At 57.1% G+C, this 12,964-nt stretch carries 12 protein-coding genes; 11 read left to right on the top strand and 1 reads right to left on the bottom strand.

Annotation, left to right across the window (positions count from 1 at the left end):
* The first annotated feature begins 130 nt into the window (after nt 1–130).
* From ACFSKT_RS13745 to ACFSKT_RS13715, 7 genes are all read left to right on the top strand, one after another.
* Entirely contained in the window at nt 131–1,099 is a 969-nt protein-coding gene (locus ACFSKT_RS13745) for a putative sporulation protein YtxC (protein ID WP_377721566.1), read from the top strand.
* Between the two features lie 377 nt (nt 1,100–1,476).
* Entirely contained in the window at nt 1,477–3,414 is a 1,938-nt protein-coding gene (gene thrS, locus ACFSKT_RS13740; protein ID WP_377721565.1) for a threonine--tRNA ligase, read from the top strand.
* A gap of 80 nt (nt 3,415–3,494) precedes the next feature.
* Complete coding sequence (locus tag ACFSKT_RS13735) at nt 3,495–4,679, top strand: 3D domain-containing protein (RefSeq protein WP_377721564.1); 1,185 nt, start codon at nt 3,495–3,497, stop codon at nt 4,677–4,679.
* Between the two features lie 124 nt (nt 4,680–4,803).
* Nucleotides 4,804–5,337, top strand: coding sequence for an RNA polymerase sigma factor (locus ACFSKT_RS13730; RefSeq protein ID WP_377721563.1), 534 nt, complete (start codon nt 4,804–4,806; stop codon nt 5,335–5,337).
* 71 nt (nt 5,338–5,408) lie between these two features.
* Nucleotides 5,409–5,531 (top strand): hypothetical protein, encoded by a 123-nt coding sequence (locus ACFSKT_RS13725; RefSeq protein WP_377721562.1) that lies wholly within the window; start codon nt 5,409–5,411, stop codon nt 5,529–5,531.
* Nucleotides 5,532–5,667: 136 nt separating this feature from the next.
* Nucleotides 5,668–7,065 (top strand): methyl-accepting chemotaxis protein, encoded by a 1,398-nt coding sequence (locus ACFSKT_RS13720; protein WP_377721561.1) that lies wholly within the window; start codon nt 5,668–5,670, stop codon nt 7,063–7,065.
* An 87-nt stretch (nt 7,066–7,152) separates the two neighbouring features.
* Nucleotides 7,153–7,527, top strand: coding sequence for a hypothetical protein (locus tag ACFSKT_RS13715; protein ID WP_377721560.1), 375 nt, complete (start codon nt 7,153–7,155; stop codon nt 7,525–7,527).
* Between the two features lie 367 nt (nt 7,528–7,894).
* On the opposite strand, the gene ACFSKT_RS13710 is transcribed toward ACFSKT_RS13715, so the two are convergent.
* Nucleotides 7,895–9,190, bottom strand: a complete 1,296-nt coding sequence (locus ACFSKT_RS13710; protein ID WP_377721559.1) for an ammonium transporter — start codon at nt 9,188–9,190, stop codon at nt 7,895–7,897.
* 272 nt (nt 9,191–9,462) lie between these two features.
* On the opposite strand from ACFSKT_RS13710, the gene liaF reads away from it, so the two are divergent.
* From liaF to ACFSKT_RS13690, 4 genes are all read left to right on the top strand, one after another.
* On the top strand, nt 9,463–10,590 hold the full coding sequence (gene liaF / locus ACFSKT_RS13705; protein WP_377721558.1) for a cell wall-active antibiotics response protein LiaF: 1,128 nt from the start codon (nt 9,463–9,465) through the stop codon (nt 10,588–10,590).
* A 9-nt stretch (nt 10,591–10,599) separates the two neighbouring features.
* Nucleotides 10,600–11,649 carry a sensor histidine kinase gene (locus tag ACFSKT_RS13700; RefSeq protein WP_377721557.1) on the top strand — a complete coding sequence of 350 codons (1,050 nt, stop codon included), beginning with the start codon at nt 10,600–10,602 and terminating at the stop codon, nt 11,647–11,649.
* On the top strand, nt 11,636–12,304 hold the full coding sequence (locus tag ACFSKT_RS13695) for a response regulator (RefSeq protein WP_377721556.1): 669 nt from the start codon (nt 11,636–11,638) through the stop codon (nt 12,302–12,304). The genes ACFSKT_RS13700 and ACFSKT_RS13695 overlap by 14 nt, the downstream gene beginning before the upstream one ends.
* A 79-nt stretch (nt 12,305–12,383) precedes the next feature.
* Nucleotides 12,384–12,797: a YugN family protein gene (locus tag ACFSKT_RS13690; protein WP_377721555.1), complete on the top strand. Its 414-nt coding sequence runs from the start codon at nt 12,384–12,386 to the stop codon at nt 12,795–12,797.
* Nucleotides 12,798–12,964: the final 167 nt, after the last annotated feature.

Genomic DNA, 12,964 nt, shown 5'->3' with positions numbered 1-12,964 from the left:
ATGCGACTATAGACAATAATCATACCACGAATACGCATTAATTCCAATCTATATCCAGCAGTCCCACCCCTTGTATCGTATATCTGCTTTTGTGCAGCCATATACTGATTAAGGAAGGAGGAATGATCGTATGGAACTACTCACGGTTTCGCTCATGTCCGCATCGGATGAGACGATGGAGAAGCTGGAGCAAAGCTTGCACGATGAATTCGCCGCTTTACATAGCACGACGAACCGCAAGTCCCGTTCCGCCGTCCGGATGGAGCGGGAGGAGCAGGCGATCCGTTTTATCGCGGACCTGCACGATTTTCAGCTGGAGAAGGATGGCCCTCCGGTGTACCGAAAGACGGCGTCGGCGTTGGCCGGCTATATCGTCGCCGAACTGGAGCCGCTGCTCATCAAGGCGATCATCCGGAAGCAGTTTCACTACGAGGATCCCCAGGAGGCCGAAGCGATCGAGCGTTATTGCCGCAATTTGCTGGATGGCGCGCAATTCGCAGGAGAGGAAAGCGGGCCTGCCGGCGCGGAAGCGGACCGGCTGCGGCGGAAGCAAAAGGTCGCCGCCGAGATCGAAACCTTTCTCGCGGAGAACGCCCGCATTCATTTGGACGGTTTCGTCACGTTCCGCCTAGCTCCTTATTGGGAAGAACTCCGGGAAATTACCGCGTACGCCATCGACGAATACGTCATGGATAAGCAATATCAGGAATTTATTTCACTGCTTAAATATTTCGTCCGTATGCAGGAGGTCAAACTCCCGATTGTTCACGTCTTACATAAAAGCGGAAGCGAATTCGCGCTGTATGACGAGCACTTCGAGCTGCTTGATGCCGCGCCGGCCGATCGGATCGTCGTCGACATGCTCGAGTCCGAGATGAACATGGAAGATATGATCGTCAGCACGCTTATTACCGTATCGCCGAAGCAGATCGTCATCCATACGAGACAGCCGGAGCTGGCCGTCATGCGCACCCTGGAATCGATATTCGAGAACCGCGTTCGCCTGTGCGTGGATTGCGGGCATTGCGGCAGTTATTTCGGCGAGGGTGAGCAGGAACAGCTGACGGATCTGCCGCGCGCGCAGCGAATACGGACTTGACCGGCATAATTGCAGTTGATTATAATACGGTTAAGAAAAGCATTGACAAAGACATGTATCCGCGGATGCGCCCGTTCCAGAGAGAGGAAACCCGGCTGAAATTTCCTTACGCCGGCGGCTGTGGATGTACCCCTTTGTAGCTGTCTGGTTGAAAGGCTGACGTTCGCCGAAGTAAGCCAGGCCGGGAAATTCCCGTTACAGAATTACCGAAAGGACCGAGGCGCGTTACGCGTCGGCGTAGCTTTTGTAAGCTTACGCTCGGTCGAACTAGGGTGGAACCACGGGTCTGACAAGCACTCGTCCCTTCTGCGGGATGAGTGCTTTTTTGCATGCATTCCCGCATGGCTTGAACCAAGTCGAAAAGGAGCACAACAGTCATGGCAATTCAAGTGAAACTGCCGGACGGCGCCGTCCGGGAATATGAGCAGGGCGCAACGATCGAAGACGTGGCCGCCTCCATCAGCAGCGGTCTGAAGAAGAACGCGGTCGCGGGCAAATTGAACGGGAAGGTCGTCGATCTCTATACGCCGGTCGTACAGGATGCAACGGTCGAGATCGTGACGCTGGACTCCGCGGACGGGCTGGAAGTCTACCGCCACAGCACCGCGCATCTCATGGCCCAGGCAATCAAGCGCTTGTTCGGCAAAACGGAAGTCAAGCTGGGCATCGGACCGGTGATCGAGGACGGCTTCTATTATGATATCGATCTTGAGAACCCGATCAGCTCCGATGATCTGGCGAAGATCGAGAAGGAAATGGAGCGCATCGTGCAGGAAGATCTGCCGATCCGCCGCCGCGTCGTCAGCCGCGAAGAGGCGATCGCGACGTTCTCGGAGCTCGGCGATCCGCTGAAGCTGGAGCTGATCCGCGACTTGCCGGAAGACGCGGAGCTGACGATTTACGACCAGGGCGAATTTTTCGACCTGTGCCGCGGACCGCATCTGCCGTCCACCGGCCGCATCAAGGCGTTCAAGCTGCTTAGCGTGGCGGGCGCTTACTGGCGCGGCGATTCGAAGAACAAAATGCTGCAGCGGATCTACGGCACAGCGTTCCCGAAGAAAGCGCAGTTGGATGAACACCTGCATTTCCTCGAGGAAGCGAAGAAGCGCGACCACCGCAAGCTGGGCCGCGAGCTGAAGACATTTACCTTTGCTAGCGAAGTTGGCCAAGGCTTGCCGATCTGGCTGCCGAACGGCGCGACGATCCGCCGCACGATGGAGCGCTACATCGTCGACCTGGAAGAGAGACTCGGCTACCAGCACGTGTATACGCCTGTCTTGGCGAACGTGGAGCTTTACAAAACAAGCGGACACTGGGAGCATTATCAAGAAGACATGTTCCCGAAGATGGAGCTCGATAACGAAGAGCTTGTTCTCCGTCCGATGAACTGTCCGCACCATATGATGGTGTATAAGAGCGATCTTCGCTCCTACCGCGATCTGCCGATTCGCGTAGCCGAGTTGGGCACGATGCACCGCTACGAGATGTCCGGCGCCTTGACGGGTCTGCACCGCGTGCGGGCGATGACGCTGAATGACGCTCATATTTTCTGCCGTCTGGACCAAATCAAGGAAGAATTCGCGCGCGTCGTCAATCTGATCCGCCAAGTCTACGAAGACTTCGGCATCAAAGACTATCGTTTCCGTCTCTCGTACCGGGACCCTAACGACACCGAGAAGTACTGGCCGGACGACGAAATGTGGGAGACGACGCAGCGTATGCTGCGCGAGGTCGTCGAAGAGCTCGGCCTGCCATTCTATGAGGCGGAAGGCGAAGCGGCGTTCTACGGACCGAAGCTAGACGTGCAAATCAAGACCGCCCTCGGCAAGGAAGAGACGCTCTCGACCGCTCAGATCGACGTTCTGCTGCCAGAGCGCTTCCAGCTGGAATATATCGGTGCCGATGGCAAGAAGCATCGTCCGGTCGTCATCCATCGCGGCATTATCAGCACGATGGAGCGGATGACGGCGTTCCTGCTCGAGAATTTCGCGGGCGCCCTGCCGCTCTGGCTGTCTCCGCTGCAGGCCAAAATCATCCCGGTCTCGATCGCGTACGAAGGCTACGCGCGCGAGCTGGAAGATAAGCTGAGACTGGCGGGCATTCGCGTCGAATCCGATCTGCGCAACGAGAAGCTCGGCTACAAAATTCGCGAGGCGCAGCTGGAGAAAGCACCTTACATGCTCGTCGTGGGCGAGAACGAAGCAAGCTCCGGCACGGCATCCGTGCGCAAACGCGGCGAAGGCGATATCGGCGCCAAATCCGTCGATGAAATCGTAGCGCTCTTGCAGGAAGAAATCCGGACTAAACGCATCTAACGCACTACCATATAACGACTGTTTTTGCATAAAGCTTGTCGCAATGGGGGAACCTTCGTCTTAAGGAGGAGTACACCCAGATGTTGACAAGCTTTTTGCCGTTCAAACGCTTGATCGCGGCATGCGCGGCGGCGGCGGTCGTCCTATCGGCAGCCGGCGTTAACGAAGTACAGGCGATGGAGCAGGCTAAGCCTGCCGGAGCGGCCGCCAAGGCGGATCAGGCGGACGAGGAGTCCGCGCAGAGCGGAGCCAAGCGCGCTGCCGCAAAGCACCAAGCCAAGGCGACAAAAATAACCGGAACAAGCGGCAAGACAAAAGCCGGCAATTCGGCTCACACTATAAAAGCGGCGCAATCGGCCAAGAAGTCCGGGGCGAACAAAGCGGCCAAGACGACAACCCAAAAAACGGCGAAAGCCGCTAAAAAGGCCAAAGGAAAACAATCGGGGAAGACCGCCAAGGCGAAGTCGAAAACGAAAACGGGCAAGAGCAAGAAGACCCGGAGTAAAAATACGGCGAAGACGAAACGAACGAAATCAACGAAACGAGCAAAATCAACGAAATCAACGACACGAGCAAAATCAACGAAATCAACGAAAACGACCAAAAAGATAGCGTCCCGTAACGCAAAACTAAAAACCCCGGTTCATAAGGCGAAGAAGGCCAAAGTCAACCTGGGCTCAAAGAAGAAGGCTGCGAAAAACGCAAAGACGAAGTCGCGGCAGAAGACGACCTCCGCCACAGCAGCGCGATCAGCGAAGGACTCGCGGAAGCGCGTCTCCGGACATAAACCTGTCGCGGGTGCGCGCATCGGGACGGACAAATCGGCGAAAGCAGTCCCGACGTGGAACAATAAGGCGCTGAAGCATGTCAAAGTCGTCGCGACCGGCTATACGGCGGGCGTCGAATCGACCGGCAAGCGGCCGGGTCACCCTCAATATGGCATTACTTATTCTGGTGTCAAAGTACGGCGCGACCTCGTCTCGACCATAGCGGCGGATCCGAAGGTATTTCCGATCGGGACGCTTCTTTATGTGCCAGGATACGGTTATGCCGTCGTCGCCGACACCGGATCGAAAATAAAAGGAAAAAAGATCGATTTGTACTTCGAAACGAAGAAGCAGGTTTATAAGCAGTGGGGCAAAAGAACGGTCACAGTACAGGTTCTGCGCCGCGGCGGAGGTAAGCTTACGGAGGCTTGGCTGAGGTCGTTGAACGACGCGGTAACAGCCGAAAAGTCGATTCCGTCGGAGCTTTTGGAATCCTAGGAAGAACATGGAAAAAGCGCGGAACAACAAGGGGTTGACCGCGTTTTTTTCTTTTTTTTGTCATATTGTTGTGGTAGAATAACTTCTGCAAAACGTTGTCATCAATCAGATGGAGCGGATCGGAATGGATAACAAACCATTGATCGGTGAAGACGATGGAGCGGCCTTTGAACTGTACGAAGCGAAGCTGAGGGAGCTGTACAACCAGATGATCCGGGTCGCCTACGCCAGGCTCAGCAACAAGTCAGACGCGCAGGATGCGGTTCAGGAGGCTTGGCTGCGCATGCTGCAGAGCAGGGATTCGCTGCGGGAGGCGAGCAAGCTGGACGCTTGGGCGAAGACGATCACGGCGAACGTGGCGCTCAATATGAATCGTCATACCGCCAGGATGCTGACGGTGGCGGACAACGAGGATTTATTGTCCGCGGCGGGCGATCCGCCATCCGCCTACGAGGCCGAGCTACTGCTGGAGATTTCAGAGCTGCTTGGCGAACTTGATCCAAGGTCACGAACGATGCTGCTTTATAAATTCTATTATGGCTTTAAAGACCAAGAGATCGCCGAGGCGCTGCAGCTTCCGGTCGGCACAGTAAAGGCTAGAATTCATCGTACGAAAGCACTTCTTAAACGAATGATGCTGGAACAAACGAACGTCTGATTGACAAGCTTTTCCGTACATACCGTAGTGGGTGCCCTGCCATACTATGTCATGTACGGGAGGTGATCAAAGTGGCGAAGAAGAACAAGCAAGTGAATGCATCGAATCAATACAATGCCGAGTTTGCGGAAGAGAACGCGGCGAACACGGCTAGTTCCGCTGGCAAATCCGCTCAACAGAAAGCGGACAAATAAGCGCGGCCGGATACTTAACGAAGGCACGAATCATACCTAAACAAGAGGAACCGTTGTCGGTTCCTCTTTCTTTTTGTCGAATGGAGGCTTATAATGTAGCATTATCTGACATGACAAAAAAAGGATGGCGGTACCGGTGAAATTACGGTGGAAACGGGAAGCGGCAAATGGCAAGAAAGCGTCTAACCAGGAGAAACAGGTGCATGTGCTTCGTGATCTTACGAACGAGTCGCTGGTGATCTCGGACCAGCTGGCCGCGGCCGTGGAGGAGGTCAACCAGTCCATCGGAAGTCTCGGCGCCATCGCGGACCGTTCTTCCTCGCGCGAAGGCGATTTGCGGGCGAGCAGCCAGCTCGCCGCCGAGCGAATCGAGCAGGCGTTCTCGGTCCTCCGTGAAGTAACGTCCTCGGCGGAAGAGATCAGCGCGACGGCCGGGCAGTTAGACGGTGCTAGCAAGACGACAGGAGATATTGCGCGGGAAGTCGAGCAGTCTCTCGATGCGACCGACGGCGTCATGCGGGAGCTGAATGCGCAGACGTTGTCGATGGAGCGCAATATTCAACACCTGCAAGAACAGACGTCCAATATCGAAGAAATTAACGCGTTCATCCAAGAGATCGTGGAGCAGACGTCGCTCCTCGCTCTCAACGCTTCCATCGAAGCGGCGCACGCAGGCGAATTCGGCCGGGGTTTCAGCATCGTCGCGCAAGAGATCAAGAAGCTGGCCGAACAGAGCAACGAGGCAGTCAAACGCTCGTCCGCGATGGTGCGGCAAATCGAGGGGGGCGTGGCGGAAGTCGTCCGATCGGTCGAACTGGAGAAGCAGGCGGTCGAACGCGGGGCCTTGGAGATGAACCGGACGAAGGCGAGAATGGAACGCATCGTCGCTCAAATTCGCCAAGTCGACGACTTGGCGGCGGTAAGCAGCGAAGCCAGCCGGCGCCAATCGGATCATATGGCCAGGGCGACTCATTTGCTCGGCGAGGCGGTGGAGTCGGTGCAGGACACGATGCATAGCGTGGACGACACGCTGGAGCTGACGCGTCAGCAGCGTCGGCAGATCGGCAAGCTGGACCGGGTTCGCGATGATCTGAACCGATCTTCAGCTGCGCTGAGCGAGGCGATTGCGCGTGTCGGGCTGAACCGCGACTATGCCGGCGAGGTGGATACGTCCGCGACGCGGGCGAAGCTGACCAGGCTTGCGGCCGATTCGGCTTTGGCTGAGCTGGGGGAGGCGGAACACGAACGGAGGCTGACGGCGATGCTGCGAGCGGAGGCGGAGATCGAGGCGGTCTGGTCGAACCGCTCCGACGGATCGTTCATCTTCTCGCTGCCGGCCGCGGGACTGCTCAACGCGAAAGGGCGCGTTTGGTGGAAGAAGGCGATGGAAGGCATCTCGTATCAGTCCGAACCGTACATATCGGCGATTACGAAACAGCCTTGCGTGACGGTGGCTGTTCCGATACGAGGCCAAGATGGCACCGTGGTCGGCGTCATGGGAGCTGACATCGCCATTCGTCCGGAAGGGCATTAATCTGGATTTAGGTATTCTCAAACGGGATTCGTTCGTGTATGATAGTTGGTGTGAACATTAATAACATGGACGGATAGGGGAATTGTCATGACGGATCCCATCATGTATACAGCGCCAGCCCGTTTCAAGCAGCGGAAGGCTGCCGAGGTGCTGCCGTTTCTGAATGCCTATATCGCCAAGAAGGAACAAGAGATCGGCGAGATCGAGCAGATGGTCCAGCGCTATGAGAAGCGCCGCCTGCTGGAGGAGCGCGCCTATCAATCGATGTCCGCGCTGCGCCGTTTGTTGTCCGGCAAGAAGCCCGATCATCATCTTGCGGTGGAATACATTCACTACGTCAAGAAACCGATGGAGAAGGTGAGGATGCTGCGCCTGGAGATCGAGCATGCCAGGGCGATTCAGCATTCCGAACCGACTGCTGTCGTGGCGCTGTCGCAAGATCTGGAAGCCGAGATGCACTAATTCGCTCCTTTATATGAAAATGAAAAAGACCGAATCCGCGAGCGGATTCGGTCTTTTGTTTGGGATAAAAACGTAAAGCGTGTCCGCGGGAGCGGACGAAAGCGATGGTCAGCACGAAGGCCCATCAAGTACGTAACCTACAGGATACCACCACAAGGCAAAACGTTGCGAACGAAGCTCGAACAAGAGCCAGTCCGAAGGACTAGCGGGCTCTTCTCGTAAGGACACATCGAAGACGGCCGCGAACCGAGTCGCGCTAATTAGCAGAGTCCAGAGGTGAACGTTTTTCGGAGAAAAACGACTTCGGAAGCACATGCTTAACCTTCTGGTTCCCTTCGGCGGAGGGGGAAGGGGGAGCGAGCGCGCGTTATTTACCCGCCGTCAGGCGTTCGACGTCGAGGAAATCGTGCTCCTGATTGTAAGCGGGCACGCCATGAATGCCGACGTCAAGTCCGATCAACTCTTCGTCCTTGGATACGCGCACCGGCGTGATTTTGCGAATGAGCCAGAATGCGGCCCAAGTGAGCGCGAAGCCCCATACGGAGATGAGTGCCAGGCCGAGCGCCTGAACGCCGAGCAGGTTCCATCCGCCGCCGTAGAACAAGCCGTAGTAGCCTTGACCTACGCCATCGGTCAATTCCGGTTTGGCGAACAAGCCGACCGCCAGCGTGCCGAGACTGCCGCTGATGCCATGGACGGCGAAGGCGCCGACCGGATCGTCGATTTGTTTGCTCTCGAGATACTCGGTCACGAGCACCATCGCGATGCCGCATACCGCTCCGATGAAGATCGCCGCGCCGTCGGAGACGAACGAGCAGCCGGCGGTAATGCCGACGAGTCCGGCCAGAGAGCCGTTGATGACCATCGGCGGATCGGCCTTCTTGTAGCGGAACATCGTGAACAGAATGCACGTCGCGCCGCCGGCCGCGGCCGAGAGCATCGTGGTCACGGCGATGTGGCCGATCGAGCCGTTCGTGGCGCTAAGGGTACTTCCGGAGTTGAAGCCGAACCAGCCGAACCATAGGATGAACGCGCCGACCGAAGCAAGCGGCAGGTTGGATGGCGGTACGATGTTCACCTTGCCGTCCGCCGCGAATTTTCCGATGCGCGGACCGATGAAGATCGCCGCGGCCAGCGCCGAGAAGCCGCCGAGCGCGTGGATGACGGCCGAGCCGGCGAAGTCGATCATGCCGAGCTTGCCCAGCCAGCCGCCGACTGCCCATACCCAATGTCCGGCCAGCGGATAGATGAGACCGGTCATGATGATCGTGTATAGAATGTAGGCCTTGAAATGGATTCGCTCCGCTACCGCGCCCGAGACGATCGAGATGACGGCGATGACGAATGCGCATTGGAATAACCAGTACGTGTCATGCGTAATATTGAGGTTGATATGCGACAAGTCGCCGCCCATCATAAAACCGCTCGAACCGATAAAGCCGCCGATGTCTTTGCCGTACATAAGCGCGAAGCCTACGAAATAAAAGATGAGCGCCCCGAACGTGATGTCGACAAATACCTTCATAATGATGCTGACCGCGTTTTTCTGCCGGACGAAACCGGCCTCGAGCAGTGCGAAACCGCCTTCCATCAGCAAAATCATGGCTGCGGTCAGGACGACCCAAATCGTGTCCAGCCCTTGGGAAAGAGCCGCTAAATCCATGTTTTCATCCCCTGTCTTCGTCTGAAAGTTTACATGTTAGGTTAACTGTCGCCATATAGCTCGTCCACCATTATATAAGCGTCATGTAAACGATGTCAACGCAGCGAAGACATAAGATGTGACATCGTTTTCATATTATTGGAAAGACGTCCTGCGCAAGCTCGGTCTGCAGACGTAGATGTTTTCAATCGGCAGACCCTTTATGCCCCCGGTGGCCTAGGGTATACTTGGAGTACAAACCTTGCAAGAGCAATTGGGAGCTGGTGAATCGAATGAACGGACATTTTGCGAACCGTTTAATGTGGGGCCTGTTTATAATAGGAATTGGCGCGTTTCTTATGCTGCGGCAAGCCGGCTTGATCGAATATGGCCTCGGCGATCTCATCTCCGTCTTCTGGCCCGTGATCCTGCTGTTTCTGGGCATCAAAGAAGCGGTCAGGCGAATGGCCAGCGGCTACGGCTCCTGGTGGAGCTCGGGGATTCTGTTGGCCGTGGGCTTCATATTCCTTGGCCGCAATCTGGATCTGTTCGACTGGTCGGTGAGCGACCTGGCGCAATTCGCCGGACCGCTGGTCATTATTCTGATCGGGCTGCGCATGATGGCGAAGCCGAAGCCGAAGGAGCAGAGCGAGAAGCCGCCAGGCGAAGAGTGGCGCGCCTATCCGTCCTTCCGCCCCGACGAGCCGGTGCCGCCGGCGCCGCCGCTTCATCCGGACCCGACGAAGGTGTCCGGCGAATCGTCGGATCTCGGGCCGGAACCGATCCCGGCTCCTCCGGTGCCGCCAGGGCCTCCGACCTCCGGGTTGCCTGGACAGCCCGGGCACCCGGGAGCGGACGGCCGCGATTGGAAGCGCCGCGCGCATAACGAGCGGATGCAGGAAGAATGGAACCGCAAGGCCGAGAAGCTGCAGCGCCGGGCGGAACGAATGCGCGAGCGAATCGAACATCGCGCCGATAAGTTCAAAGACCGGCATGCCTACGGCCGCCACGAACGGATGGAATGGTGGAACAGCGACCCGAACGTGCAGACACGCTCCGGTTTCATCGGGGACATTTATGTAGGCCACGATTATTGGGAACTCAAACCGATGAACATCTCCCATTTTATCGGGGATACGGTGCTTGACCTGACGAAGGCGCAAATTCCATACGGGGAGACGCGTATTCACATCTCTTCGTTCATCGGCGACGTGAAGGTGTTCCTGCCCAACGACTTCGAGACGGGCGTCAACGTGGTGACGAGCGCGTTCGTCGGCGATGTGGCTGTATTGGATCGGAAGGAAGGCGGGATCTTCAAGAATATGAACGTCGAAACGCCGTACTTCCAGGAGAACGAGAAAAAAATCAAGCTGATCGTCAGCACCTTTATCGGTGATGTGCGCGTCACCAAGGTAGGGTGAGGCGCCGATATGATGGTTCGTCTTCTGAGAAGCAGCAAGTTCGAGATGATGCTGTTGTTCGCGGCATCGTCGGCGCTATCGGTATTGGTGTGGGTATTCGGAGGGCGATACGTCGGTTCGCAGGTCGGCAAAGACGACCTGTGGATCGGCGTCGCCGCCGTTTTTTTGCTTGTCAGCGGCGCGTTCGGCTATTGGGCGGCGCAGCGCTATCAGCGGCGCATCGATCTTCTCCATCTGGGGCTGAAGCAGGCGGCGCACGGCAATTACGCGATCCGGCTGCCGGAAGAAGGCGCGCGCTCCTTCGCGGCCGCGATCCGCGAATTCAACGAGCTGCAGGCCGCGCTTGAAGAGCGGGTCAAGCTGATCGAGCGCACCGGCGAGCAGCAGGTGATGCGGGAGGCCGCGTTGAACGAGGAGGCGGTCCAGGAAGAGCGCAAGCGTCTTGCGCGCGATTTGCACGACACGGTCAGCCAGCAATTATTCGCGATTCATATGTCGGCCTCTTCGCTGCCGAAACTGCTCGAGTTGAACCGCGAGAAGGCGGAGTCGGTCATGGACCAGCTGATCAGCATGTCCTCGATGGCGCAGAAGCAGATGCGCGGATTTATCGCCCAATTAAGGCCGCTGGAATTGGAAGGGCGCTCGCTTCGCGAAGCGCTGGATAAGTGGTTCCCCGACTATTGCCGCCAGAATAACCTGCAGGGCGTGCTGGAGTGGCGCGTGAAGGAGAAGCTGTCCGAGGCCAAGGAACATCAATTGTTCTTAATTATTCAAGAGTCGATGGCCAACGTCGTCAAGCATGCCGGCGCGCAGACGGCGCTCCTGACGATCGCGGAGACCGAGCATCAGATTATTATGACGCTTCAGGACGACGGCGCCGGCTTCCGGGCCGATCAAGTGAAGCGAGGCTCGTACGGGCTGTCGACGATGCGCGAGCGCGCGAGCAAGCTGGGCGGAGACGCCTCGATTATTAGCAAGCCGGGCAGCGGGACGCGCGTGCGCGTCACCCTCCCGAATTACAGCCATAAAGGAGCCGAGGAACGCGATGAGCGGGAATGATCTGTGGAGAATAATGATCGTAGACGATCACGATATGGTGCGCGCGGGGCTGCGGACGTATTTGATGCTGGAGCCGAAATTCGACGTCGTGGCGGAAGCAGGCGATGGCGAAGAGGCGATCCGCATGCTGCAGAGCGGCAGTATTCCGGGCGGGCCCCCGCATTTGATCCTGATGGACCTCATGATGCCGCGGATGGACGGCGTCGAGGCGACGAGAGCGATCATGCAGCAGTTCCCGGACGTCAAGATCGTCATGCTCACGAGCTTCCTTGAGGACGAGAAGGTCGTCGCGGCCGTCGAGGCCGGCGCGGTTAGTTACGTATTGAAGACGGTATCCGCCGAAGAGCTCATTTACGCGCTGAACGGCGCGGCCAAGGGGATGCCGGTCATGACCGCGGACGTCTCGCAGGCGCTCACTCGCGGGCTTCGCCAGCGAACGGCCCAAGGCGCGGACGAAGGGCTGACCGATCGCGAGAAAGAAGTGCTGCTGCTCATCGCGGAGGGCCGCTCCAACAAAGAAATCGCCGAAGAGCTGCATATCAGCATCAAGACGGTGAAGACCCACGTCAGCAACCTGCTGATGAAGTGCGAGCTGGAAGACCGGACGCAGCTGGCCGTATTCGCGCACCGCAAAGGCTGGGTCAAGACGGGCTAACGGCCTTAAGCGTGGATAAAGCGGGAAATAAAGGGCATCCTAGGCGCAGGACAACTTGCAGCAAGGAGAGTGCCGATTTATGGTTCCGTTATCGTCACCGCTCGAATCGACCGAGCAGGAGTTCAGCGAGCTGAAGAATGAGCTGTATAAGCATGAATTCGCCCTTGGCGGCGACTGGGATTACGAGCATGGCATGTTCGACCGGTACTTGGACGAAGCGCACAAGGTATGGCTGCGCATCCCGTTCCAGGTCGTGTCCGGCAGCTTCGACGGGGAGAACGACAACAACGACGCGAAGATCCGCCTCGGCCAGCCGTTCGTGTTGAAGCATCTTTACAATGAAGGCATCGACCATTCCCAGTCCATGCCCCCGATGGCGGCCGTCTTGAACCAGTTTCAGAAGCCGGTCGATCCCGATGCGAAGATCGAACCCAAGTGGGTCGACCAAGCGAAGAAGCTGCTGCACGAGGTAGAGCAATCGATCGTTCATTAATAGGCATCGCCCGTCAACCGACCATGCGCCGATCAAGCGCTGCGTCGGTTTTTTTATTTTCGTTTATACATTTTTTAAGTTTGATTTAAGGTAGATTGTGCAAGATAGAAACATAAAGCAACGCCGATACAATGGGAAAACAAAGAGCGCCGAGCGCTCACAAGGAG

The sequence above is a fragment of the Paenibacillus xanthanilyticus genome (assembly GCF_042682185.1).
Taxonomy (GTDB): Bacteria; Bacillota; Bacilli; order Paenibacillales; family Paenibacillaceae; genus Paenibacillus_Z; species Paenibacillus_Z xanthanilyticus.
The sequence above is the reverse complement of the archived record's forward strand: the minus strand, read 5'-3'. Positions and strand labels throughout refer to the sequence as shown.

Excerpts from the sequence above, each read along its gene's own strand:
- ACFSKT_RS13745 (WP_377721566.1), top strand. The coding sequence starts at position 131 with ATGGAACTACTCACGGTTTCGCTCATGTCCGCATCGGATGAGACGATG.
- ACFSKT_RS13700 (WP_377721557.1), top strand. The coding sequence starts at position 10,600 with ATGATGGTTCGTCTTCTGAGAAGCAGCAAGTTCGAGATGATGCTGTTG.
- liaF (WP_377721558.1), top strand. The coding sequence starts at position 9,463 with ATGAACGGACATTTTGCGAACCGTTTAATGTGGGGCCTGTTTATAATA.
- ACFSKT_RS13730 (WP_377721563.1), top strand. The coding sequence starts at position 4,804 with ATGGATAACAAACCATTGATCGGTGAAGACGATGGAGCGGCCTTTGAA.
- ACFSKT_RS13715 (WP_377721560.1), top strand. The coding sequence starts at position 7,153 with ATGACGGATCCCATCATGTATACAGCGCCAGCCCGTTTCAAGCAGCGG.
- ACFSKT_RS13695 (WP_377721556.1), top strand. The coding sequence starts at position 11,636 with ATGAGCGGGAATGATCTGTGGAGAATAATGATCGTAGACGATCACGAT.
- thrS (WP_377721565.1), top strand. The coding sequence starts at position 1,477 with ATGGCAATTCAAGTGAAACTGCCGGACGGCGCCGTCCGGGAATATGAG.
- ACFSKT_RS13690 (WP_377721555.1), top strand. The coding sequence starts at position 12,384 with ATGGTTCCGTTATCGTCACCGCTCGAATCGACCGAGCAGGAGTTCAGC.
- ACFSKT_RS13735 (WP_377721564.1), top strand. The coding sequence starts at position 3,495 with ATGTTGACAAGCTTTTTGCCGTTCAAACGCTTGATCGCGGCATGCGCG.
- ACFSKT_RS13710 (WP_377721559.1), bottom strand. The coding sequence starts at position 9,190 with ATGGATTTAGCGGCTCTTTCCCAAGGGCTGGACACGATTTGGGTCGTC.